Consider the following 22,815-nt stretch of genomic DNA (forward strand, 5'->3'; position numbering starts at 1 on the left):
CGCGATCAACAACCTGTTTGACTGCTTCAGTTTTAAACTCTTCGGGATAACGCTTACCGCTCATGGGCACCTCTCTTTAAGCCATCTTAAATGACTCTGAGGTGTCTGTTAAACCCGTGGCGATTCACGATTGCCAGAGAAACTAATATGATTTTGAATGGATTAACCATACGAAATCACCTCCAGTAAGTTGTATGGGTAATAGTGGAAGCTGAAATCACTAAGAGTTAGTTATATAGGCTGCAATGTGCAGCCTATACTTTGTAACCAAAATTATTTACGCGGGTTGATCATTTCTTTGAAACGCTCAATGAGATTTAAATACTCTTCCGGTTGCTCAGTGAATCGCTTCGCATATTCAGCGATACTTTCAGGAGATACGAACAGGTATGTATTCGCTTCTTGCAGTTGTTCAAAAGTAGTCGAAACTGACTTGTGGCATGGAGAGTTCGTAAAGGTGCTATGCGATTTTTTAGACGCAAAGAACAAGCGCACTGTGACGCTTGGGGCACTAAAAAGCTCTTCACAGATGAAAAGGAGATGTCCGATCTTAGCTTCTTCCGCACGTTCAGACGCCTGAAACTCACCATTAACTGCACTCAGAACGCCCTTGGCAATTTCCATTGCGCTGCCAGAAGTCAGCCCTGGCAGCAACTGCTGAACAATCTGGGTATTTACAGTAACGCCGCTATTTTTAATCGTCATCATATTTCTGGTTTTCTGTACTTCAACAAAGAAGCCTGATTTGCCAATGACCGAGCGCCAGGTGTCATAGTCAAACAGTGATTTTTCACATGCGTTTAACCCTGCCGTCATTGCCGCGAATAAAACCGTTACACTATCGAATAGTTTTTTTGTTTTTTCGGTTAGTTCTGGTGAAGTTGAAACATAGAAAATGTTACCCGTCTGATTCATTCTGAATTGAGCGTCTTTTTCGATATCACCCCGATCATTGGTGAATAACATTTGCGCTTGTTTTTGGGCAAGTTCATGAGACTGGAATTTATATTCAGAGAGAGGTGCTGAGCCGCCTTCGTACATTGTATTGATGCTTTTAACCGCTTCTTCTACGATGTTCATACATATATCCTTATATCAGGTGGGACGAGTGAGGGCATAAGATTAAATAGATCTACTTATAGCTTCTATTTTTTTAAGCCCCTGCCTACGGATATTAATATGCTCGTTAGAAATGTCTTAGAATGTGATGGGGGTCTTAAAAATGACTCAATTATCACAAAAACAGATCAATTCTTGGTGATTAATTGGCTTGGTGAATATAACTCTCTGGGTTTATAACTTTCAATGATCTTTTTTATTACTTTTTGAGCGCTAAAGCACAGCAATAATATTGTTGACGCGATTTCGATTATCATCCTTACATGATATTTTTTGCTGGTTATCGAACTCATGCACCGTAAAGCCATTATCGCGGTAGAGCTCGTATAAGCTGGGCGCACCATTATTCGTAATGATGGTAATTGCCCCACGCTGGTGGGCTGCTTTCCGATACTCCACCATTAGCTCCTTCTTATCAAGCGGAACGAACCTCCGGAGTAATGAGTAAACCCCTCTTTGCCCGGGACAGGGCTTTATCAAAACCTTGATGAGCGGGAGACGCTCTTACTTTCGTGCGACACTCATGTATTGAGTAACAAAAAAGCCACTCAATAGAGTGGCTTAACTTGATGATTCTAAAGCTAAAATTTGGTGGCCCCTGCTGGACTTGAACCAGCGACCAAGCGATTATGAGTCCCAAACTTAAACCTTGTAAAACAATAAGTTACTTTAATTTCAACACCTTGCGCCGTCGAATAGTGTGGAATATGAAAACATAGTGAATAGGTTTGCTGCCATTTTGCTGCCATCAAATAAGATTTAAGGGGTTTAACTCCACAGCTTCTGTTAGATGGTCTGGGGCGAAATGAGCATAGCGCATCGTCACCTTAATATCAGTGTGTCCAAGGATACGCTGCAGTACAAGAATGTTGCCCCCGCGCATCATAAAGTGGCTTGCAAATGTGTGCCGTAGAACGTGTGACAGCTGCCCGTCAGGTAGTTCAATCCCCGCTCGCTTAATCGCCCCACGAAACGCAGAATAGCACCCCGTAAAGACTGGTTTGGAAGTTCTTACTTTTGGAAGTATTTCGTAAAGCTCATCACTTATTGGAACGGCGCGGTTTTTCTTGCCCTTGGTTTTGATATAGGTGATTTTGCCGGGGCTGATTTGCTTGCCTGTAAGTGACTCCGCCTCGCCCCATCGTGCGCCGGTTGCAAGGCATATTTTGACGATGGTTACTAAATCTACCGCTTTACTTTTCTCACACTCTGCCAGCAGTTGCTTGACTTCTTCGACTGTTAGCCAGGCCAGCTCTGCCTCATCAATTTTAAATTCCCGGACGTTTTCGAGCGGATTGGGCGCACTCCAGTCATCCAGCCTTTTCAGTTCGTTGAACATGGCGCGGAAATACGCCAGCTCAAGATTAACGGTGCGGGGTGTCACTGCTTTTACCCGATCAGAACGTGTAATTTTCCCGCTTAAACGTTGTTCACGGTAGGTTGCAAAAAGCTTGGCGTTAAATTCAGTTGCAAGAGGGTTGCCCATGGCGAAGCAGGCAAACTCCATCGCCCCCCTACGCTTGAGGCCATCAGAGAGTGTAACTCCGTGAGCATTGAACCAAGTTTCAACAAGGTCTGTAACCCGTCGCTTATCTGCTTTCTCTCCTAACCAAGGCTTATCCTGTGCTTGATCCTTACTGTGGCGTTCAAAGGCCATGGCTTCCCCTTTGGTGGCGAATTGGCGACGAATACGCCGCCCATCTCTACCGTTGGGGAAGACCTGAGCCTGCCACTTTCCATTGCTTAATTTGCTTACTGCCATTGTGCAGGCCTATTGAGATAAAGAATTATTATCACGCATTAAGGTTTGCCACTGTTCTTCACTGAGGATTTTGAGCGGAACTCCTTTATTGTCACGATAATCAATAGCCTGTTCTATCTTTCTTCCGAAGCTTTGAAATTTCCAATCCTTAGAGCTGAGGGCACCAATAATTAGATAGTCCAAATCTTGAGTAACACGATCAACAATTTGGCAGCCAAGCTGTAAAAGGTCACTTTCACATTGTCTACGGGAGCCACATAGAAACTTACCAGTGAGACAGACTTTACTATCTGTAGGGTTAAACTCATCAATTAGGTCAACAGGCGATGTTGTGGAATATCCATCCACAATACCCTCAGAAATATTTGAGCCAGTGAAAGCAGTAATTTCTTGTAATAATTTGGTGCGTTCTTCGTCTGTTATCACTCCATCACTCAGGATTGATTGAACAAGTTCGTAAAGATGTTTACCGGGATAGTTGCTTTTTAAAGCTGCATTTGTAGATAAGAACCAGTTTAAATAGCTGATTTCTTCATCGCTCAAATGATAGTCGGAAGCAAGCCCCTTACATAGACCCTCTAGCAAATGCTTGTCAGAGTCAGCTGAGTAAAGGTCTATGTTAGGAGTATCCATCAACCCGCGTTGCATTTCATGGAGCAGGTCTTTCAATTCGTCTAATTCAGCTTTTTCAACTACACCATCCGAAAGAATTTCACTTATTTTATTTCTGATGCAGTTTACGAAATAATTTTGGGAAAGAACGTCTGATTCCATCAGCCATGTATCAAGGAAAATCATTTCTTTTTCACTTAGTTTCCCGTCACAGGTCATCCCTTCAATCAGATTGATTAAGTTAGCGATGGCTTTATCTCTATTATGTGTATAGTTGAAAGCGCTAAATTGAGTCATACCAATATTCCTTATTCAGTAAACGTTATTTTGCTGATCACTCTGCCATTGGCTTCAATATCCGATGGTGTGCACTCAAAGGATGCGGGGCCATTTTCTACGCGTAAACGTCCGCCTGGAAGACGGTAAACCTGTCTGATACTCATAAAGCCATCTATTTCAATCAACCAGATTCCATCGTTGATCTCTCCCCTGAACTCGTCCACTAGATAGAACGAATTTTCAAACTTCACAATGAATGGGGCAGTTGTGTCTTGAGGTAAAAGGCGAGAGTCGTAGCGAACTTGGTCAGAGGATGAAAAAATCCCGTTTGAGATTTCTTTTAATTGCAAAGGCAATCCACTGTCGCTATCTGCTTTTGTTGTGGGCAAGCCTTGTCCTGTAGTTAACCAAAGCATAGATGCACCTGTATCAAGATGGCAGGCAATGAGCCAGTCATGCGGAAAAGTATCGCGCATCCAACGGTTTGCCATAGTGCTCTGGGATACTCCAAGGTGATCACACAAAGCCTGTCTGGTACTGAATCCATAGGCCTGGAGGATACGTGTTATCGCTTCCTTTCCACCACTTTGAGATGGAAAGTTGTATTTTGAGATCGCGGAAAGGGTCTCTTTTGTGTTTGACATATTTAAAATGCGATCCTATCATCGGTTTTGTGGTGTTCGGAATAATTGCGAATAGTTCCGAATAGTGAAGTTTTTAAACACAAACTGAGGAATAGTGCATCATGAAAAGCAATTTTTCAATGCGCCCCAGCATCAACCTTGTGGTATCTGAGCCATTCATCACACTGGATGAGTTCTGTCGCCGTACTGGCTACAAGCCTAGCTATGCCCGTCAAATGATCAGGGAAAACCGCCTGCCTATCAGGAAAAAAGCCGGAGTTAACAGCCTTATCGAAATCAACATGTTCGCATTGACGATGGAAGCGGCCCAAGGCTGCGAAGTCGCAATGCAAGCCTGATAGTTCCATTTTGGGATAGAAAAGGATTTACATCATGTTTGATTATCGTGTTTCCAAACATCCGCATTTTGACGAAGCCTGCCGGGCTTTTGCGCTGCGTCACAACATGGCGAAGCTGGCAGAACGCGCGGGAATGAACGTCCAGACGCTGCGTAACAAGCTGAACCCGGAGCAACCGCATCAGCTCACGCCGTCGGAAATCTGGCTGCTTACCGATCTTACTGAGGACTCCACGCTGGTTGACGGTTTTCTGGCTCAGATTCACTGCCTGCCATGCGTACCGATGAACGAAGTGGCAAAAGAGAAGCTGCCGCATTACGTCATGAGCGCCACTGCTGAAATCGGACGTGTTGCCGCCAGCGCCGTATCGGGTGATGTGAGAACCACCGCAGGCCGCCGCGATGTTATCAGCAGCATTAACTCTGTTACTCGTCTGATGGCACTGGCTGCCGTTTCGATGCAGGCGCGTTTACAGGCTAACCCGGCGATGGCAAGCGCGGTGGATACCGTGACGGGCCTCGGCGCTTCGTTCGGTCTAATCTGAGGTGGTTATGATGACTAAAGAACCATCTTTTGCATCACTTCTTGTAAAGCAAAGCCCGGCAATGCACTACGGTCATGGCTGGATCATGGGGAAGGATGGCAAACGCTGGCACCCGTGCCGCTCTCAGGATGAACTGCTGGCTGACCTGTCCACAACCAAACAGGGGAAATCATGGCTATTGAAGGCGCTACGGCGACTGTTCCATTAAGCCCCGGTAAACGCCTGGACGGACTGAACCATATTGCGGAATTGAGGGCTAAAGTGTTTGGTCTGAATATTGAGCCGGAGCTTGAAAGGTTTATTAAAGATATGCGCGATCCACGCGACGTAAATAATAAACAGAATGAGCGGGCACTGGCAGCCATTTTTTATATGGCAAAAATTCCGGCAGAACGTCACGGCGTCAATATTAGTGATCTGACTACTGACGAAAAGCGGGAACTGGTGAAAGCAATGAATCATTTTCGTGCAGTGGTGAGCTTATTTCCAAAGCGGCTAACCATGCCGAATTAACCCACAACAGAAATTAATGGCGTAAACCCGCCGGGCTTCTTATTGCCCAAATTCAGGAGAAACAACTATGCGAAATATTGAAACCCGTACCATTAAAACAGGACCAGATGATGCTGGACTCAACCTGCTGCTGACTGAGGCACGCAAAGAAGAACGCCGGGGACGCGCAGATGTGATGGCTGCGCGTCTGGATTCTTTAGCTGCCCGTATCGTGTCACGTCAGCTTAACCACACGGAAGCAGCTGAGCTGCTGCGTCAGGAAGCTGTGAAGATTCAGAACGAAGCGCAGGAGATCCACTGATGGCTGATTCAATGGACCTCGTACAGCAGCGCGTTGAAGAAGAACGCCAGCGCCACATCCACACCGCCCGCAATAAGGCACCGGGCGTTTCCCGTGTTCTCTGCATTGATTGCGATGCGCCGATCCCGCCAGCTCGCCGCCGCGCCATTCCGGGCGTGCAGTGCTGCGTCACTTGTCAGGAAATTGCAGAGCTGAAAGGCAAACACTACAACGGGGGTGCTGTATGAGCACTATCCTGAAATGGGCGGGAAATAAAACCGCCATCATGCCGGAACTGATTAAGCACCTTCCTGCTGGCCCGCGACTGGTTGAACCTTTCGCGGGTTCATGCGCTGTAATGATGGCGACAGACTATCCTCATTATCTTGTCGCGGATATTAATCCCGATCTTATCAATCTCTATAAAAAAATTGCCCTTGATTGTGAAGCTTTCATATCACGCGCAAAAAATATTTTTGCGATTGCGAATAGAGAAGTGGCTTATTACAACATTAGGCATGAATTTAATCATTCCTCTGAAATTACTGATTTCATGAAAGCAGTATATTTCCTTTATCTGAATCGTCATGGTTATCGTGGGCTGTGCCGCTATAACTTGAGCGGTCATTTTAATGTCCCTTACGGTAATTATAAAAATCCGTATTTTCCTGAAAATGAGATACGCGCTTTTGCAGAAAAGGCTCAAAGCGCAACGTTTATCTGTGCCAGCTATGACGAAACACTGGCGCTGCTGCGGACGGGTGATGTTGTTTATTGTGACCCACCATACGATGGCACGTTTACCGCTTATCACACTGCCGGTTTTACGGAGGACGATCAGTATCATCTGGCGTCTATTCTTGAACGCCGGTCATCAGAAGGTCACCCGGTTATCGTGTCCAACAGCGACACGTCCCTGACCCGTTCGCTTTATCGTAATTTTACCCGCCATCGCATCACTGCAAAGCGCAGCATGGGCGTGGCTGCCGGTGATAGTAAGTCCGCAGCGGAAATAATCGCCGTTTCAGGAGCAACACGCTTTAACCGGGTTTATTCCACACACGGGGATGTGTGCTCGGTTATTTTAGAGGTGCGGGCGTGACGGTAGGCAAGTTCGCGTCCCACAATGTAGCAACCACCGGCGGCTCGAATGAGGCCGCCGTGGCCTTTCCATGGAATAACCCAAAAAAAGCGGTTAATCCATATCTGGACCCGGCGGAAGTTGCGCCGGAGTCTGCGCTTTCAAACCTGATCGCTCTTTACGCTGCGGATAACGAGCAGGAGCAGTTGCGCCGTGAAGCGCTGAGTGATGAGGTATGGGAACGATATTTCTTCAATGAGTCCCGCGATCCTGTCCAGCGCGAAATGGAGCAGGACCGGCTGATTAGTCGTGCCAAAATGGCGCGCGAGCAGCAGCGTTTTAATCCTGATCTGGTCATTCTGGCTGACGTTAACGCCATGCCGCCCCACATCAGCAAGCCTTTGCTGGAACGGATTAAATATTTCCATAGCCTGGGCAGGGCAAAGGCTTATTCCCGCTACCTGCGCGAAACAATCAGGCCGTGTCTTGAGCGGCTGGAGAGCGTGCGTGACAGTCAGGTGTCTGCGTCTTTCCGGTTCATGGCGAGCCATGACGGGCTGGAGGGGCTGCTGGTACTGCCAGAAATGAATCAGGATCAGGTCAAGCGCCTTTCCACGCTGGTTGCGGCACATATGAGCATGTGTCTTGATGCGGCCTGCGGTGATCTGTTTGTCAGTGACGATGTTAAACCAGAAGAAATCCGCCAGGCATGGGAAAGGGTTGCTGCAGAAGCCATGCGCCTTGAGGTCATCCCGCCAGCGTTTGAACGGTTACGCCGCAAAAAGCGCCGCCGCAAGCCGGTGCCTTATGAACTGATCCCACCATCGCTGGCGCGTATGCTGTGCGCGGACTGGTGGTATCGCAAACTGTGGCAGATGCGCTGCGAGTGGCGGGAGGAACATCTGCGCGCCGTCTGCCTGGTCAACAAAAAAGCGTCCCCGTATGTCAGCTATGAAGCCGTGATCCACAAACGCGAGCAGCGCCGCAAATCGCTGGAGTTCTTCCGCTCGCATGAGCTGGTCAACGAAGACGGCGACACGCTGGACATGGAAGACGTGGTGAACGCCAGCAACAGCAACCCGGCACACCGCCGTAATGAAATGATGGCCTGTGTTAAGGGACTGGAGCTGATCGCGGAAATGCGCGGAGACTGCGCAGTGTTTTATACCATCACCTGCCCGTCACGCTTCCACGCAACCCTCAACAACGGCAGACCTAATCCGAAGTGGACCAGTGCCACTGTCCGGCAGAGCAGTGACTACCTGGTTGATACGTTCGCCGCTTTCCGCAAGGCAATGCACAAGGCCGGGCTGCGCTGGTATGGCGTCCGTGTGGCAGAGCCGCACCATGACGGCACCGTGCACTGGCATCTTCTGTGCTTCATGCGCAAAAAAGACCGCCGTTCCATCACCGCGCTGCTGCGTAAGTTTGCCATCCGTGAAGACCGCGAGGAGCTGGGCACCAATACCGGGCCGCGCTTCAAGTCCGAGCTTATCAACCCGCGCAAGGGTACGCCGACCAGCTATATCGCCAAATACATCAGCAAGAACATCGACGGGCGCGGGCTGGCTAAAGAAATTAGCAAAGAAACAGGCAGATCACTGCGTGACAGCGCCGAGCATGTCAGCGCCTGGGCGTCACTGCACCGTGTCCAGCAATTTCGCTTCTTTGGCATTCCGGGGCGTCAGGCATACCGCGAGCTGCGCTTGCTGGCTGGTCAGGCTGCGAGAGTGCAGGGCGAACGCAAAGCGGGTGAGCCGGTACTGGATAATCCGCGTCTGGATGCGGTGCTGGCGGCGGCTGATGCGGGCTGCTTTGCCACCTACATCATGAAGCAGGGCGGTGTGCTGGTTCCCCGCAAACATCACCTTGTCCGCACGGCATATGAGCTTAACGACGAGCCGAGCGCCTACGGCGATCACGGTATCCGTATCTATGGCATCTGGTCCCCGATTGCGGAGGGCAAGATTTGCACGCACGCGGTGAAGTGGAAAAAGGTTCGTAAGGCCGTTGACGTTCAGGAGGCGGCAGCCGACCAGGGCGCTTGCGCCCCTTGGACTCGTGGCAATAACTGTCCCCCTGTTGAAAATCTGAACAAATCAGGGGGTGATTTACCCGATATTAAAACCATGGATGAGAAGGAGTTGCAGGAATATCTCCACAACATGGGTCAGAAGGAACGGCGGGAGCTGACAGCCAGGTTAAGGCTGGTAAAACCGAAGCGGAAAAAAGCATACAAACAGAATATTTCGGATCAGCAGCGCCTGCAGCTTGAGGCAGAGCTGAGTTCAAGAGGGTTCGATGGTAGCGAGTCAGAGATTGACCTGCTTCTGCGCGGCGGCAGTATTCCGTCAGGTGGCGGGCTGCGTATTTTTTACCGCAACTACCGCCTGCAGGAAGATGACAAATGGCGTCAGTGGTACTGATGCCAAGGATTTAACAATTCTTGCTCTTATTGATCCGCATCAGAGCGATCTAATTGACAGATAAAAAACGGTTTACATTCGCAAATTCCTACTATACTGTAATTATAAACAGTGGATATATATACAGTATTTGTATGTCCGTGGTAGTGATAGGAGGGAAAATGCAGGATTATCTTTTGGAGTCGTTGAAGCTCCAGCGCATTGATTTTTTTATCAAGCTTGTAGCGGCTAGTGAGTGCAGCGACGAAGAAAAGCGACTGGCTATCCAGTGGGTGTCCGAACTGACCGACGAGTTGATGGCGAAAATCCGCAGCCATGAATACTGCCGGTCAATGGATGTAACCAGTTAAGGGGAATCTGTATGCGCATTGAAATAATGATCGATAAAGAGCAGAAGATTAGCCAGGCTACACTGGACGCCCTTGAATCCGAGCTTTACCGTAATTTGCGCCCTCTGTATCCCAAAACAGCAATTCGTATCCGTAAGGGCAGCGCCAACGGCGTTGAGCTGAGCGGGTTAAAACTGGATGAAGACAAAAAGCGAGTGATGGAAATAATGCAGCAGGTCTGGGAGGATGACAGCTGGTTACACTAGCGAACGTTGCGGACGATAAAACTGGTTTTTACCGTCCGCAAGGTTGAACAACGAGCCACGCGAGGCGTTAGTGCTGTTGTGCACGTCTATGCCGCATGAAATCGCATGATCGTTTGAGGATCGTTTTTGCTCAGGCCCGCCAGAACTGGCGGGCTTTTGCTTATGTCATGCAGGTGCATGAAAACCACTACACAAAGCGGGCAGGCGTGGCGGGGCTACGAGCGCGCGGTTTTGGGGTTAATCGCGGTTTTGGCGCCTCAATGTTGGGTGGGCATGGTCATTTTTTGGGGCTGGTCGTGCGCGCCTGCGTCGTCGTGAGGCGCTGCGTTTAATTGTGAGGCGTTATGTGAGTGAAGGGCAAGAGCGCGCAGCGAGGCGCTGAGGCGCTCTGATGGTGGGGCAGGGCGTAAGGGAATAAAAAAACCGCCCGGAGAAGGGCGGTTGATATCAAAGGCTGACCAGCTGCGCGTCAGTCTTCATCGGTCAGGTATGGGTTAAAGCGTATCACTTCATCACCCAGCCACTCGTTAACTTCTGTGATGCGGCCCTGCAGGGGGGTAAGTTCGTTGCGAACGAAAACGCGCGCCGCTTTTTCAACATCACCGAACCCGCCGGTATTCGTTGGAATAATCCCCATCAGCTGCGGCGGCACGCGGTGAGCTGCCAGCATGTCATCACGGCTCACATTCTTGATGTTAAGAAACTCATCTTTCGCTGCGACTTCTGACAGCGGGATGATCTGAATGCCGTCTTTCTTGCCGTTCGGGCTGTACATAAACAGGTTGCGGAAGTTGCCTGGCCCTTTCGATTTTTTAAGTGCTTCGCGTATGTTGTCCACGTCTTTCTGATCGGCGGCGGGGTCGCTCATGTACATGATGAAACCAGCATGGCTACCGTTGAGGTAATACTTACGGCGAAATAGCGTGGCCGATTCATTCAGTAGTGCGGAAGGAATGGCAGAGAGGTATTCCGGCATTCCGTATAGCTCCTGGTTAACGTCAGGTTCCATCAGATGAAACACGCTTCCCTCATCGAACTGATAGGGCTGTGAGTTGTGACCATACTGTGCAAACCAGTAGGTGTCCTGATCAATGCCGCGGCGAGTGTATTTGGCAAGCGAGGCGCGCAGCTCCAAGATCTGGCCTAACCGGTTCAAGCGTTTTTCAAGATACGCGTTACCAAATACCAGAAAGTCCTGGGCGAACCGGGAAAAGGCTTGTTTAGACAGCCAGCGGTGAGGGATGAAGGTACTGGTAAGAATATTGCGTTTTACCTGAATGGCGCTGGAGTGATGTACGGCAGCGCGGTAAGTTCGCGCCAGGCCATCCATGCTGATCGGGGGTTCGTACCAGCGGTCCACCTGCACGCACTCCAGGTAATCAAATAATTCCCGGCGGTCCATAACGGGGATCGGATCGCCAAACGTAAACGCCTCCGCATGTGCATTGCTGACCATGTTGGCCGTATCGGCGGCGGTCTTGCCGCGCGGTGCCTTGCTGCGGTTTTTGCGGTTAGCCATTAAAAAATCTCCACGATGTTGCTGGTACTGGCGGAAGCTCCTGCCAGTGGTTCGTTATAAAGTGCGTGCATGGTTGCCCAGGCTAAATCCGCGTGGCTGGCTTCCTCTGTGCGGGATGCTTCGTAGGTTGGCCGGTTGCCGCTGGCGGTGGTTGAACGGCGAATGGACATAAAGGACTGCGCGATATCCAGCATCCCCGCGTCAAACTCCAGACGGCGCCCGCTGATGATGTCGTAGGCTTTAAGCACCAGGGCATTTTTAACAGTCGGGTTGTAGACAAACTCACGCGCGGCTGGGAAGAACTGCTTAACCGTTTTGTAAACACCATCGCCAACGCCGGTCGAGTCAATGCCGATGTAGGTCACGTTGTAGCGTCTGGTGATTTCCTCAATCGCTGAGGCCTGGGCGCGAAAGTCCATCCCGCGCCACTGGTGACGCTCAAGGATGCGGAATTTACCGCCGGGGACGACGGGAGGCGCAATGACCACGCAACCGGCGCTGTCACCGTTCTGCGTTCCTTTTGCCGGGTCATAGCCAATCCAGACAGGGTGGTATGCAAACGGACGCAGTAAAAGCGGTTCGAAATCGTCCCACACGTCCCAGCTGTCAACCATGCAGGACTGCAGCAACGCCAGCGGGAACACGGACGCCAGATCGTCAACAAACTGACACATCAGCAGGTTGTTGTATTCGTCCGGGCTGTACTCCAGGCGCAGCTGGTCCAGGTCGAAAAGGTTACACCCGCCGTTTACGGCATCTTCAATAGTGACTATCTGGCGGTACTGGCCGTCAGGGCATAAAACGCCGTGCGCCAGGCTACTGTGAGAAAGGTCAAATTCCACCCTGTCGGCTTTCGGGCGCCCTTTATTGAACAGGGCGCCAGACCAGAACGGGTAGGCGCTGTGCGTCAGGCTGGAAGGGGTAGAGAAATAGGTCTGACGCCATTTTTTGTGCAGCGCCATACCGGAGGCCACCTTGCGCAGCTCCTGGAATTTCGGTATCCAGAAATACTCATCAAGATACAGATTGCCGTGATAGCTCTGCGCGGTACGGGCATTTGTACCGAGGAAGTAAAGACAGGCACCGTTAGGCAGCACCATCGGATCGCCTTTCAGCTCAACGTCCACCTCTTTTGCAAAGTCGATGATGTACTGTTTAAAAACGTGCGCCTGAGCTTTACTCGCTGACAGAAAGATTTGATTTCGCCCCGTGGTGAGCGCGTCTATCAACGCTTCACGGGCGAAATAGTAGGTTGCACCGATCTGGCGTGACTTTAAGAGGTTGCGGATACGGTGCTTGATGCCAGCGTCCCACCAGTGGCGCTGGTACTCGAACATACCGGCGCGGAAAATCTCTTCCAGCTTTTCGATCTGCTCGTCGGTAAACAGGTTTTTTTCCGGCGGCTTGCGCGGACCTTTATTGCGGTTCGCCACGTTCGGATTCAGGTCTGCTTCATTCCCGCCATTGTTAAATTTGCCGATTCTGGCCTGTCGTTCGGACTGACGCGCCAGCAGGTCAATTTCTTTAAAATCCTTTCCTTCCTTCTGCTCCTTCATGACGAGCTGGCAGTAACGTGCGGCGGTGGTGAGCTGCATCTGATCCAGTGGGCCATATTCGCCCCACTTATCGCGTTTTTTCCAGCTGTGAACGGTTGCAACTTTCTCGCCCAGCATTTCAGCAATGCGGGCTACGCGGTATCCCTGAAAGTACATCAGCATTGCCTGACGACGGGGATCGAGGTCTGCGGGGGTCAGTGTTGTCATGGCACAAACATACGGCCTCAAATCAGCACTTTCCCCGGCTTCGCATTGTGTGGGAGTTCGCACAAGCCCAACGCGTTGTTTACACGCGCCCATCACCGCAAACATAAGGCTCTGAACGTGTTACGAACTAACTAACCGGAGCCGGACCGATGGCAAAAAAATCTAAGCGTTTTCGTATTGGGGTCGAAGGGGCCACTACTGACGGGCGCGTTATTGAGCGTGAATGGCTCACCCAGATGGCAGCGAGCTATAACCCGCAGGTATACACCGCGCTGATCAATATGGAACACATCAAGGGCTTCACCCCTGATGGGCCTTTCCGTCGTTTTGGCATGGTGGAAAAGCTGGAAGCGGAAGAAATCACCGAAGGGGCATTATCCGGGAAAATGGCGCTGTATGGCTGGATTGCCCCGACTGACGATCTGGTCACGATGACCAGCAACTGGCAGAAACTTTTCACCTCAATGGAAGTTAACACCAGCTTTGCCGATACCGGCTCCGCTTATCTGGTTGGCCTGGCGATTACTGACGATCCGGCAAGCCTCGGCACTGAAATGCTGCAGTTCAGCGCCAGCGCAGAACATAACCCCCTGGCGCGCCGCAAGCTGGACAAAGACAACCTGTTTACCGCTGCTCTTGAAACGCTGATCGAGTTTGAGGACGTGCCGGAAAAAACCAGCCTGTTTACCCGCGTGAAAGAGCTGCTGTCCCGCAAAGGCGCCGATGATAACGCCCGCTTTGCTGATGTGAATCAGGCTGTTGAAACCATCGCGCGTGAGCATCAGGCGCTGGCGGAGCAGGTCAGCACCCATCAGACCGATTTCAGTAACAAGCTGAGCGATATGCAAAAGGTTGTTGATGAGACAACCAGCGCACTCTCCATCCTGCGTGAGCAGCTTTCCACTCAGGACAGCCGCAGCGAACGCCGCCCTAATGCGACCGGCAATAACGGCGCAGAACAAACCACCGATTGCTGACGGAGCAAAAGCACAATGAAAAAAGAGACACGTTTTAAATTCAACGGCTATCTGACGCAGCTCGCCAAACTCAACGGCGTATCTGTGAGCGATATCGCCTCGAAATATACGGCTGAGCCGTCAGTGGCGCAGACGCTGGAAACGAAAATCCAGGAGTCTTCCTCGTTCCTGCAGAAAATCAACATTATCCCGGTTGATGAGCAGTCCGGCGAGCGTCTGGGGCTGGGTATTGGTTCCAGTATTGCCGGAAATACTGATACCACCCAGAAAGACCGTGAACCCGTTGATCCGACTTACATCGACGGTGAAGGGTACAAGTGTACCCAGACCAACTCTGATACGGCGCTGCCCTATGCGAAGCTGGATTTATGGGCCAAATTCCAGGACTTCCAGACGCGCATCCGTGACGCCATCATTACCCGCCAGGCGCTTGACCGCATCATGATCGGCTTCAACGGCGTGAAGCGTGAAAAAACGTCAGACCGCGCGACCTATCCACTGCTGCAGGATGTGAATATCGGCTGGCTGGAAAAAATCCGCCAGGAGAAACCCGTACAGGTGATGGATAAGATCGTGTCCGAAGGCGAGGTTATTTCTCAGACTATCCGTGTCGGTAAAGGCGGTGATTTCCTGAATCTGGACGCGCTGGTTATGGGCGCCGTGAATGAGAAAATCGCGCCGTGGTATCAGGAAGATACGGAGCTTGTGGTTATCGTCGGGCGCCAGTTACTGGCGGATAAATATTTCCCGATCGTCAACCGTGACCAGCCAAACAGCGAAACGCTGGCGGCAGATCTTATCGTCAGCCAGAAGCGTATCGGCAACCTCCCGGCCGTTCGTGCGCCGTTCTTCCCGGCGAATGCCATGCTGATCACCCGCCTGGATAACCTGTCTATTTACTGGCAATCAGGCTCCCGCCGCCGTTCGGTCATCGACAATCCGAAGCGTGACCGCGTGGAAAACTTCGAGTCCGTTAACGAGGCGTATGTTGTCGAAGATTACGACGGCGTTTGCCTGGTTGAGAACATCGAACTGTTGCCCGTGCAGGCAGGTGGCAATGCCAGCCCAGCGCTGACAACTGAAACCATCCAGGAAATCGTCACGGCAGCGGTGAAAGGCGCGCTTGATGCGCAGGCAGCTGGCGGTGCTGGCGCCGGAGCGTGATAAATGAATCCGTTCCGTGCTCACACTCAGTATGTACAGGCACAGGATGCCGCCCGGCAGGGCGGCAGTAATGCCAGCCTGACGGGCTACAACCAGATGCTGTTACAGCTGACAGAACACCGCAGGCGCCTTAAAACCGTCCAGTCAAACGAGCGCAAGGCTCAGCTCAAACGTGAGTTTCTTCCCGCTTATGCCTCATGGATTGCCGGTTTACTGGATGCTGACGCGTCAGGCCAGGACGACGTGGCGATGTACGTCATGATCTGGCGCATTGATGCCGGAGATTATACCGGCGCGCTGGACATTGCCCGCCATGCCATTAAACACGGCTGGGTCCTGCCGCAGCGATTCAACCGGACCTGCGGGACCGCTGTTGCGGAAGAGTTTGCCGACGCGGCAATGCGCGCTTTTTCTGCCGGTGAATCATTCAGTGCCGCCATTCTTACCCAGGTGCTCGATATCGTTGAAGGTCAGGATATGCCGGATCAGTCCCGCGCCCGACTTCATAAGGCGATGGGCTACGCGCTGCGGGATAACGATCAGGCAGTGGCGGCACTTAACCATCTGAAGCGTGCCCTGCAGCTGGATAACAGTTCTGGCGTCAAAACGGAAATCAACAAGCTTGAAAGCCGATTGCGACAGGCAATGTCGGCTTAACGAATCGTGCCAACGCGCGGGGCGGCACGGGGTGGCGACAGGCTTTATGCCGCGTCAAAACCCCGTCCACCGCCCAACTATTTGGGAGTGCCAGAAATATGCAATTCGTTTCGCCGGAACAGGCCGGGGAAAGTACCCAGGACGTTATTAAAAACACCAGTTTCTGGCCTGATGTCAGGGTTTCAGAGTTCCGCCGTGATATGCGCATGGATGGGAGTGTCACCGATCCACGCCTGCGTCTGGCGTTGCTGACAGCGATTGCTGAAGTTAACGCCGATCTTTATGAGTTCCGCGAGAAACAACGGGCGCAGGGGTATGCGAGCCTGGCCGACGTCCCTGCTGATGTGATCGACGGCGAAAGCCAGCGGCTCATGCTGTATCGCCGTGCGGTGTTTTGCTGGGCAAAAGCAAACCTGGTTGAGCGCTATCGCGATTTTGACGCAACCGGCGACGGAAGCAAGAAAGCTGAAGATATCGAAACAACCTTAGGCGAGCTGTGGCGCGATGTGCGCTGGGCGGAGTCCCGCCTGCGCGATATGCCGCATATGACGGTGGAGCTGATTTGATGAAAGTGCGTGCGCATCAGTATGACACGGTGGACGCACTCTGCTGGCGCCATTACGGGCGCACGCAGGGAGTCACTGAACAGGTGCTGCAGGCGAATCCGGGGCTGGCTGAATATGGCCCCTTTTTACCGCACGGGCTGCAGGTGGAGCTGCCGGACATTACGGCGTCAACCACTGCGCAGACTGTCCAGTTATGGGACTGAACTATGACGCTTGAACGAATCAGCGCCTTTATCACTTACTGCGTTGCCCTGCTTCTGGCATGGCTCGGCGATTTGTCTCTTAAAGATGTATCCACCATCACCGGTCTTGCGCTGGGAATTATTACTGCAGCGGTGACCTGTTATTTACGCTGGAAAGCCTACCAGCTGCTGCGGGACGGCAGAATATCCAGGGGGGAATATGAGTCCTTCAATCGTTAAGCGTTGCCTGGTCGGCGCGGTGCTGGCGATTGCCGCCACGCTGCCGGGTTTTCAGTCGCTTCATACCTCCGTCGAGGGGCTGAAACTGATTGCTGATTTCGAAGGGTGTCGCCTCCAGCCATACCAGTGCAGCGCCGGGGTCTGGACGGACGGGATCGGCAATACGTCCGGGGTAGTGCCGGGCAAAACCATAACGGAGCGACAGGCCGCGCAGGGGCTGATTAATAACGTGTTGCTGACGGAAAAAAGGATTGAAGCCTGCCTGCAGGTTAAACCACCTCAGCATGTTTACGATGCCCTGATCAGTATCGGCTTTAATGTCGGAACCGGGGCCATCTGCCGGTCAACAATGGTTTCTTACATCAATCGCCAGCAGTGGTGGCAGGCGTGCAACCAGCTCCCCCGCTGGGTTTATGTAAATGGTCAACGGAATAAAGGGCTGGAAAACCGGCGCGCCCGTGAGCTTGCCTGGTGTCTTAAAGGGGCAGGGGCATGACGCGCGCGCTGGCGGTGATCCTGGCTCTGGTGCTGGCACTGCTGGGCTGGCAGTCATGGCGGCTTAACAATGCCGGTCACACCATCGGGACGCAGGCAGAGACGCTTAAAAAGAACAAGCAGGAGCTGGCGAAGAAAAACAGCCAGCTCATCAGCCTGTCCATTCTTACTGAAACCAACAGCCGGGCGCAGATGCAACTTTATGCTGCAGCGGAGGAGACTTCCGCACTGTTGCGGAGTCGCCAGCGCCGGATCGAGGAGCTAAAACGTGAAAACGAGGATTTACGCCGCTGGGCTGACACTCCTTTGCCTGCTGACATTATTCGGCTGCGGGAGCGTCCGGCCCTCGCCGGAGGTGCAGCTTACCGTGAGTGGTTGTCCAAAAGTGACGCAATGCCGCCTGGACAGGTCAGCGCCGCGCAGTAATGGGGATTTGAACCAGGTGCTGGATGAGACTGAGGCCGCCTGGGCAGTATGTGCCGACAAAGTGGACACGATCATAGCGTGTCAGGAGCGAGACAGTGAACAAGCCGCAGTCCTTACGCAACGCCCTGAATAAATCGGTGGCGTATGTCCGTGACAACCCGGACAAGCTGCACCTTTTTGTTGATAACGGTTCGCTGGTCGCAACCGGCGCCCGTTCAATGTCATGGGAATACCGCTACACCCTGAACGTGGTAATTGAAGATTTTAGCGGCAACCAGAATTTAGTGATGGCACCCGTGCTGCTCTGGTTAATGACCAATCAACCGGACGCCATCAACAACCCGGAGCTGCGCGAAAAACTTTTTACCTTTGACGTCGATATCCTGAGCAACGATCTGTGTGATCTCAGCCTCAATCTGCAGCTCACGGAGCGCGTGATTGTCAGCACAGACGGCACTGTATCGAGCGTAGAAGCGGTGCCGGAACCCGATGTACCCGACGAAATGTGGACGGTGAAACGTGGATGACCTGCAGAGGGTGGATGACTGGCTGGCGGCCCTGCTGGCGAATCTGGAACCGGCAGCCCGCAACCGTATGATGCGACAGCTGGCGCAGGAGCTGCGCCGGTCGCAACAGCAAAACATCAGGCTGCAGCGCAATCCAGACGGCACCGCCTTTGAGGCGCGCCGGGTGACGGCCAGAAGTAAAAAGGGGCGCATCAAGCGCCAGATGTTCGCCAAATTGCGCACCACTAAATACCTGAAAACCGCAGCCACTGCGGACTCTGCCAGCGTGCAGTTTGATGGGAAAGTCCAGCGCATCGCCCGTGTTCACCATTATGGTCTGCGTGATCGAGTCAGACGCAATGGCCCGGAGGCCCGGTACCCGGCACGCCGTCTTTTAGGCGTGAATGATGAGGTGGAAACCATCACCCGTGACACGCTGTTGCGCTGGCTGTCGGAGTGAAATTTGTGTCACCGATGGCACAAAACCCAACGCTGCCTCCCTTTTTCCTCTGATGGCAACCTTTCGTTATGAACGCACAACTAACCGAAATCATGCGCCTTATCACCAACCTGATCCGCACCGGCACCGTAACCGAAGTGGACCGGGAAAACTGGCTGTGCCGGGTGAAAGTGGGCGAGCTTGAAACCAACTGGATTAACTGGCTGACACTGCGCGCAGGCGGTGCCCGTACATGGTGGTGCCCGTCGCCGGATGAGCAGGTGGTGGTGCTGAGTATGGGCGGCAATCTGGAAACCGCTTTTGCCTTACCTGCGATCTATTCCAACCAGTACGCCCCGCCGTCGGACTCTGTGGACGGCTGCGTAACGGAATACCCGGACGGTGGCTGGTTTGAATATGAACCCGCGACCGGCCGCTGGCATGTGCGGGGCATCAAATCCATGGTGATCGAGGCTGCAGATAACATAACCCTGAAAACGGGGGAATTTGTGGTGGAAGCAAGCAACACGCGCATAAACAGCGAAGTGGTGATCAATGGTGGCGTCACCCAGGGCGGCGGCGCCATGAGTTCTAACGGGATCGTAGTCGATAAACACGGTCATACCGGCGTTAAGTCCGGCGGTGATACATCGGGAGGTCCGGTATGACGCTGTATATCGGCATGAGTCAGGACAACGGCAGGGCCATTACCGACACGGACCACCTGCGCCAGTCGGTCCGGGATATTCTGCTGACCCCGCAGGGGAGCCGCATTGCCCGGAGGGAATACGGCTCGCTTCTGTCTGAACTGATAGACCAGCCGCAGAACCCGGCGCTGCGCCTGCAGGTTATGTCTGCGGTCTATGTGGCTCTGAGTCGCTGGGAGCCACGGCTTACCCTGGATTCCATCACCATAAACAGCAGTTTTGATGGTTCGATGGTGGTTGAGCTTACCGGGCAGCGTGATAACGGCGCGCCGGTTTCACTTTCGGTATCAACAGGAGCAGACAATGGCAGTCATTGACCTTTCCCAGCTGCCCGCCCCGCAGATAGTGGATGTGCCGGATTTTGAAACGCTGCTAAACGAACGGAAAGCCGCGTTTGTAGCCCTTTATCCGGCAGACGAGCAGGACGCGGTAAGACGCACGCTTGAGCTGGAGTCTGAACCCGTGACCAAGCTCCTGCAGGAAAATGCGTATCGTGAAATCCTCCTGCGTCAGCGCATTAACGAGGCGGCGCAGGCGGTCATGGTGGCTTATTCCATGGGGAGTGATCTCGATCAGCTGGCCGGTAACTGCAACGTAAAACGTCTGACGGTTATTCCTGCCGATAACGACGCGGTACCGCCGGTTGCTGCCGTGATGGAAAGTGATGAGGCTCTGCGTCAGCGTGTTCCTGCAGCTTTTGAGGGGCTGTCCGTGGCGGGGCCGACGGCGGCCTATGAGTTTCACGCTAAAAGCGCTGACGGGCGAGTGGCTGACGCCAGCGCAACCAGCCCGGCACCGGCGGAGGTGGTGCTTACCGTGCTGAGCCGTGAGGGCGACGGAACGGCTGCGGCGGATCTGCTGGCTGTGATTGAACAGGCGCTTAACAGTGAGAACGTGCGGCCGGTTGCTGACCGTCTGACGGTGCGCAGCGCTGAAATCATTCCGTACAGCGTGGATGCGACGATCTTTCTTTACCCGGGGCCAGAAGCTGAGCCGGTGATGGAGGCGGCAAAAGCCAGCCTGCAGAAATATATCGCCAGCCAGACGAGGCTGGGGCGTGATATTCGCCGCAGTGCTATTTATGCCGCGCTGCATGTTGAAGGTGTGCAGCGTGTTGAACTGGCCTCGCCGCTCGCTGATGTGGTGCTGGATAAGACACAAGCCGCTTCATGTACGGAATGGAGCGTAACCAACGGGGGAACGGATGAATAGTCTGCTTCCTCCTGGTTCATCGGCGCTTGAGCGCCGACTTGCTCAGACCTGCAGCGGAATTTCCGATCTGCAGGTGCCGCTGCGGAATTTATGGAACCCGGCAACATGCCCGGTCAAGTTTCTGCCGTATCTGGCGTGGGCCTTTTCGGTTGATCGCTGGGACGAAGGATGGGCGGAGAGCGTGAAGCGCCGTGTTGTGCAGGATGCGTTCTATATCCATCAGCACAAGGGCACAACCAGCGCGGTGCGGCGTGTGGTGGAGCCGTTCGGCTTTCTGATCCGCATCATTGAATGGTGGCAGACCGGCGAGGCGCCGGGCACGTTTCGCCTGGATATTGGGGTGCAGGACCAGGGCATAACAGAAGAAACCTATCTGGAGCTGGAGCGCCTGATTGGTGACGCCAAACCCTGCAGTCGGCATCTGATCGGCATGTCCATAAATCTGCAGACGAGCGGGCCATATTTTGTGGGAGCTGCCACTTACACCGGCGAAGAAATCACGATTTACCCGTATATCAACGAAACCATCATTTCCGGTGGCACTGCCTACGAGGGCGGCGCCGTCCATGTTATCGACACAATGAGAGTGAACCCATGAGCGCAAAATTTTATACCCTGCTGACGGATATTGGCGCGGCGAAACTGGCAAGCGCTGCCGCGCTCGGTGTGCCGCTGAAAATTACCCAGATGGCGGTGGGGGATGGCGGCGGCGTGCTTCCAACTCCCAGCGCACAACAGACGAAGCTGGTTTCCGAAAAGCGGCGCGCTGACCTGAACATGCTTTACATCGATCCGCAGAACAGCAGCCAGATTATTGCTGAGCAGGTGATTCCTGAAACTGAGGGCGGTTGGTGGATTCGTGAGGTTGGGCTGTTTGATGAAACGGGCGCGCTGATCGCAGTGGGTAACTGCCCGGAGAGCTACAAGCCGCAGCTGGCAGAGGGAAGCGGCCGCACGCAGACAGTGCGCATGGTACTGATTACCAGCAGCACCGATAACATTACGCTGAAAATTGACCCGTCCGTAGTGCTGGCTACCCGAAAATATGTGGATGACAAGGTGCTGGAACTAAAGGTGTATGTAGATGAGCTGATGGCGGCGCATCTTGCAGCAGCTGATCCGCATACGCAATATGCGCCAAAAGCCAGCCCGACGTTTACCGGCACCCCAAAAGCCCCGACTGCAGCTGCAGGTAACAATACTACTCAGCTTGCCACAACTGCGTTTGTGCAGGCGGCTCTGATCGCCCTGGTGAATGGCGCCCCGGCGACACTGGACACGCTGAAAGAAATTGCTGCGGCTATCAACAACGATCCTAATTTCAGCACCACCATTACTAACGCTCTTGCACTCAAAGCCCCACTGGCAAGCCCGGCCCTGACCGGAACACCGACGGCACCCACGGCTGCGCAGACTGTCAACAATACGCAAATTGCCACTACTGCTTTCGTAAAATCAGCTCTGGCTGCGCTTGTTGGCTCATCACCTGCTGCGCTTGATACCCTGAACGAGCTGGCGGCGGCGTTAGGAAACGATCCTAACTTTGCAACCACCATGACAAATGCGCTGGCAGGCAAGCAGCCGCTGGATAGCACGCTAACAACTTTGTCTGGAAAAACCGCAGATGGGATTATCGAATACCTTCGTTTGGGAGAAGCGGCAAAAAGGGAAGTTGGGACGGCAGCCAACCAGCTGCCGGATATGAGCTTTTTCGCTAACGCTTTTAGCGGGGTTAGTGGTTATTGCAAACTTCCAAACGGGATAATTAT

33 protein-coding genes and 1 tRNA gene are annotated in these 22,815 nt (G+C 52.8%); 27 read left to right on the top strand and 7 right to left on the bottom strand.

Going from position 1 to position 22,815, the window contains the following annotated elements; all coding sequences use genetic code 11:
* Positions 1 to 273: 273 nt before the first annotated feature.
* The 5 genes from C3451_RS22515 to C3451_RS22530 form a co-directional block, all read right to left on the bottom strand.
* Complete coding sequence (locus C3451_RS22515) at positions 274 to 1,080, bottom strand: Zygote formation protein zyg1 (protein WP_124304418.1); 807 nt, start codon at positions 1,078 to 1,080, stop codon at positions 274 to 276.
* A gap of 628 nt (positions 1,081 to 1,708) precedes the next feature.
* Positions 1,709 to 1,785, bottom strand: a tRNA-Ile gene (locus C3451_RS24285).
* 82 nt (positions 1,786 to 1,867) lie between these two features.
* Complete coding sequence (locus C3451_RS22520) at positions 1,868 to 2,881, bottom strand: tyrosine-type recombinase/integrase (protein ID WP_124304419.1); 1,014 nt, start codon at positions 2,879 to 2,881, stop codon at positions 1,868 to 1,870.
* Positions 2,882 to 2,890: 9 nt separating this feature from the next.
* A complete protein-coding gene (locus C3451_RS22525; RefSeq protein WP_174412018.1) occupies positions 2,891 to 3,790 on the bottom strand; it encodes an NAD-dependent DNA ligase in 900 nt (299 codons plus the stop codon).
* A gap of 11 nt (positions 3,791 to 3,801) precedes the next feature.
* On the bottom strand, positions 3,802 to 4,416 hold the full coding sequence (locus C3451_RS22530) for a phage repressor protein CI (protein ID WP_032610574.1): 615 nt from the start codon (positions 4,414 to 4,416) through the stop codon (positions 3,802 to 3,804).
* A gap of 101 nt (positions 4,417 to 4,517) precedes the next feature.
* On the opposite strand from C3451_RS22530, the gene C3451_RS22535 reads away from it, so the two are divergent.
* The 11 genes from C3451_RS22535 to C3451_RS22585 all read left to right on the top strand — a co-directional run bounded on the left by C3451_RS22535 (position 4,518) and on the right by C3451_RS22585 (position 10,525).
* On the top strand, positions 4,518 to 4,754 hold the full coding sequence (locus C3451_RS22535; RefSeq protein WP_015386350.1) for a hypothetical protein: 237 nt from the start codon (positions 4,518 to 4,520) through the stop codon (positions 4,752 to 4,754).
* A 34-nt stretch (positions 4,755 to 4,788) separates the two neighbouring features.
* Positions 4,789 to 5,298, top strand: a complete 510-nt coding sequence (locus C3451_RS22540) for a phage regulatory CII family protein (RefSeq protein ID WP_124304421.1) — start codon at positions 4,789 to 4,791, stop codon at positions 5,296 to 5,298.
* A 7-nt stretch (positions 5,299 to 5,305) separates the two neighbouring features.
* Positions 5,306 to 5,506: a phage filamentation protein Fil family protein gene (locus C3451_RS22545; protein ID WP_124304422.1), complete on the top strand. Its 201-nt coding sequence runs from the start codon at positions 5,306 to 5,308 to the stop codon at positions 5,504 to 5,506.
* Positions 5,470 to 5,811 carry a DUF5347 domain-containing protein gene (locus C3451_RS22550; protein ID WP_013098807.1) on the top strand — a complete coding sequence of 114 codons (342 nt, stop codon included), beginning with the start codon at positions 5,470 to 5,472 and terminating at the stop codon, positions 5,809 to 5,811. The genes C3451_RS22545 and C3451_RS22550 overlap by 37 nt, the downstream gene beginning before the upstream one ends.
* A 67-nt stretch (positions 5,812 to 5,878) precedes the next feature.
* Complete coding sequence (locus C3451_RS22555) at positions 5,879 to 6,112, top strand: DUF2732 family protein (protein WP_045415245.1); 234 nt, start codon at positions 5,879 to 5,881, stop codon at positions 6,110 to 6,112.
* The gene (locus C3451_RS22560; protein WP_013098805.1) at positions 6,112 to 6,339 is read left to right on the top strand and encodes a TraR/DksA family transcriptional regulator; all 228 of its coding nucleotides are present in this window, start codon (positions 6,112 to 6,114) and stop codon (positions 6,337 to 6,339) included. The genes C3451_RS22555 and C3451_RS22560 overlap by 1 nt, the downstream gene beginning before the upstream one ends.
* Positions 6,336 to 7,193: a DNA adenine methylase gene (locus C3451_RS22565; RefSeq protein WP_240034224.1), complete on the top strand. Its 858-nt coding sequence runs from the start codon at positions 6,336 to 6,338 to the stop codon at positions 7,191 to 7,193. The genes C3451_RS22560 and C3451_RS22565 overlap by 4 nt, the downstream gene beginning before the upstream one ends.
* A complete protein-coding gene (locus tag C3451_RS22570; protein ID WP_124304423.1) occupies positions 7,190 to 9,598 on the top strand; it encodes a replication endonuclease in 2,409 nt (802 codons plus the stop codon). Before C3451_RS22565 ends, C3451_RS22570 begins: the two co-directional genes overlap by 4 nt.
* 161 nt (positions 9,599 to 9,759) lie before the next feature.
* Positions 9,760 to 9,948: a hypothetical protein gene (locus tag C3451_RS22575; RefSeq protein ID WP_001154443.1), complete on the top strand. Its 189-nt coding sequence runs from the start codon at positions 9,760 to 9,762 to the stop codon at positions 9,946 to 9,948.
* 11 nt (positions 9,949 to 9,959) lie between these two features.
* A complete protein-coding gene (locus tag C3451_RS22580; protein WP_001217561.1) occupies positions 9,960 to 10,193 on the top strand; it encodes a DinI family protein in 234 nt (77 codons plus the stop codon).
* Positions 10,194 to 10,288: 95 nt separating this feature from the next.
* Positions 10,289 to 10,525, top strand: coding sequence for a hypothetical protein (locus C3451_RS22585; protein ID WP_124304424.1), 237 nt, complete (start codon positions 10,289 to 10,291; stop codon positions 10,523 to 10,525).
* A 137-nt stretch (positions 10,526 to 10,662) separates the two neighbouring features.
* Here the strand turns inward: C3451_RS22585 and C3451_RS22590 are convergent, their stop codons facing one another.
* Complete coding sequence (locus C3451_RS22590) at positions 10,663 to 11,712, bottom strand: phage portal protein (protein WP_124304425.1); 1,050 nt, start codon at positions 11,710 to 11,712, stop codon at positions 10,663 to 10,665.
* Positions 11,712 to 13,475, bottom strand: coding sequence for a terminase ATPase subunit family protein (locus C3451_RS22595; RefSeq protein ID WP_047367111.1), 1,764 nt, complete (start codon positions 13,473 to 13,475; stop codon positions 11,712 to 11,714). The genes C3451_RS22590 and C3451_RS22595 overlap by 1 nt, the downstream gene beginning before the upstream one ends.
* A 149-nt stretch (positions 13,476 to 13,624) precedes the next feature.
* On the opposite strand from C3451_RS22595, the gene C3451_RS22600 reads away from it, so the two are divergent.
* The 16 genes from C3451_RS22600 to C3451_RS22675 all read left to right on the top strand — a co-directional run.
* Positions 13,625 to 14,452 (top strand): GPO family capsid scaffolding protein, encoded by an 828-nt coding sequence (locus C3451_RS22600; protein WP_124304426.1) that lies wholly within the window; start codon positions 13,625 to 13,627, stop codon positions 14,450 to 14,452.
* Positions 14,453 to 14,467: 15 nt separating this feature from the next.
* Positions 14,468 to 15,616, top strand: a complete 1,149-nt coding sequence (locus C3451_RS22605) for a phage major capsid protein, P2 family (protein WP_016150809.1) — start codon at positions 14,468 to 14,470, stop codon at positions 15,614 to 15,616.
* Positions 15,617 to 15,619: 3 nt separating this feature from the next.
* The gene (gene gpM, locus C3451_RS22610) at positions 15,620 to 16,273 is read left to right on the top strand and encodes a phage terminase small subunit (protein WP_006777754.1); all 654 of its coding nucleotides are present in this window, start codon (positions 15,620 to 15,622) and stop codon (positions 16,271 to 16,273) included.
* 98 nt (positions 16,274 to 16,371) lie between these two features.
* The gene (locus C3451_RS22615; RefSeq protein WP_014884903.1) at positions 16,372 to 16,839 is read left to right on the top strand and encodes a head completion/stabilization protein; all 468 of its coding nucleotides are present in this window, start codon (positions 16,372 to 16,374) and stop codon (positions 16,837 to 16,839) included.
* Positions 16,839 to 17,042 carry a tail protein X gene (locus C3451_RS22620; RefSeq protein WP_000868184.1) on the top strand — a complete coding sequence of 68 codons (204 nt, stop codon included), beginning with the start codon at positions 16,839 to 16,841 and terminating at the stop codon, positions 17,040 to 17,042. Before C3451_RS22615 ends, C3451_RS22620 begins: the two co-directional genes overlap by 1 nt.
* Before the next feature lie 3 nt (positions 17,043 to 17,045).
* Entirely contained in the window at positions 17,046 to 17,261 is a 216-nt protein-coding gene (locus C3451_RS22625) for a hypothetical protein (protein WP_014884902.1), read from the top strand.
* Complete coding sequence (locus tag C3451_RS22630) at positions 17,242 to 17,757, top strand: lysozyme (RefSeq protein ID WP_014884901.1); 516 nt, start codon at positions 17,242 to 17,244, stop codon at positions 17,755 to 17,757. The genes C3451_RS22625 and C3451_RS22630 overlap by 20 nt, the downstream gene beginning before the upstream one ends.
* On the top strand, positions 17,754 to 18,182 hold the full coding sequence (gene lysB, locus C3451_RS22635; RefSeq protein WP_033487486.1) for an Rz-like lysis system protein LysB: 429 nt from the start codon (positions 17,754 to 17,756) through the stop codon (positions 18,180 to 18,182). Before C3451_RS22630 ends, lysB begins: the two co-directional genes overlap by 4 nt.
* Positions 18,067 to 18,315 carry an Rz1-like lysis system protein LysC gene (gene lysC, locus C3451_RS24655; protein WP_240034225.1) on the top strand — a complete coding sequence of 83 codons (249 nt, stop codon included), beginning with the start codon at positions 18,067 to 18,069 and terminating at the stop codon, positions 18,313 to 18,315. Before lysB ends, lysC begins: the two co-directional genes overlap by 116 nt.
* Positions 18,278 to 18,709: a phage tail protein gene (locus tag C3451_RS22645; protein WP_039025357.1), complete on the top strand. Its 432-nt coding sequence runs from the start codon at positions 18,278 to 18,280 to the stop codon at positions 18,707 to 18,709. Before lysC ends, C3451_RS22645 begins: the two co-directional genes overlap by 38 nt.
* A complete protein-coding gene (locus tag C3451_RS22650) occupies positions 18,702 to 19,148 on the top strand; it encodes a phage virion morphogenesis protein (protein WP_032642152.1) in 447 nt (148 codons plus the stop codon). Before C3451_RS22645 ends, C3451_RS22650 begins: the two co-directional genes overlap by 8 nt.
* Before the next feature lie 68 nt (positions 19,149 to 19,216).
* A complete protein-coding gene (locus C3451_RS22655) occupies positions 19,217 to 19,795 on the top strand; it encodes a phage baseplate assembly protein V (RefSeq protein ID WP_105608379.1) in 579 nt (192 codons plus the stop codon).
* Positions 19,792 to 20,151 (top strand): GPW/gp25 family protein, encoded by a 360-nt coding sequence (locus C3451_RS22660; protein WP_062856337.1) that lies wholly within the window; start codon positions 19,792 to 19,794, stop codon positions 20,149 to 20,151. Before C3451_RS22655 ends, C3451_RS22660 begins: the two co-directional genes overlap by 4 nt.
* On the top strand, positions 20,138 to 21,046 hold the full coding sequence (locus tag C3451_RS22665; protein ID WP_124304427.1) for a baseplate assembly protein: 909 nt from the start codon (positions 20,138 to 20,140) through the stop codon (positions 21,044 to 21,046). The genes C3451_RS22660 and C3451_RS22665 overlap by 14 nt, the downstream gene beginning before the upstream one ends.
* Entirely contained in the window at positions 21,039 to 21,644 is a 606-nt protein-coding gene (locus tag C3451_RS22670; RefSeq protein ID WP_062856335.1) for a phage tail protein I, read from the top strand. The genes C3451_RS22665 and C3451_RS22670 overlap by 8 nt, the downstream gene beginning before the upstream one ends.
* Positions 21,641 to 22,815, top strand: a 1,175-nt coding sequence (locus tag C3451_RS22675; protein WP_124304428.1) for a phage tail protein, incomplete at its 3' end; no start/stop codon positions are given. The genes C3451_RS22670 and C3451_RS22675, both read left to right, overlap by 4 nt.

Origin of the sequence: Enterobacter sp. 301B, assembly GCF_003850715.1 — a bacterium.
Lineage (GTDB): Bacteria > Pseudomonadota > Gammaproteobacteria > Enterobacterales > Enterobacteriaceae > Enterobacter > Enterobacter intestinihominis.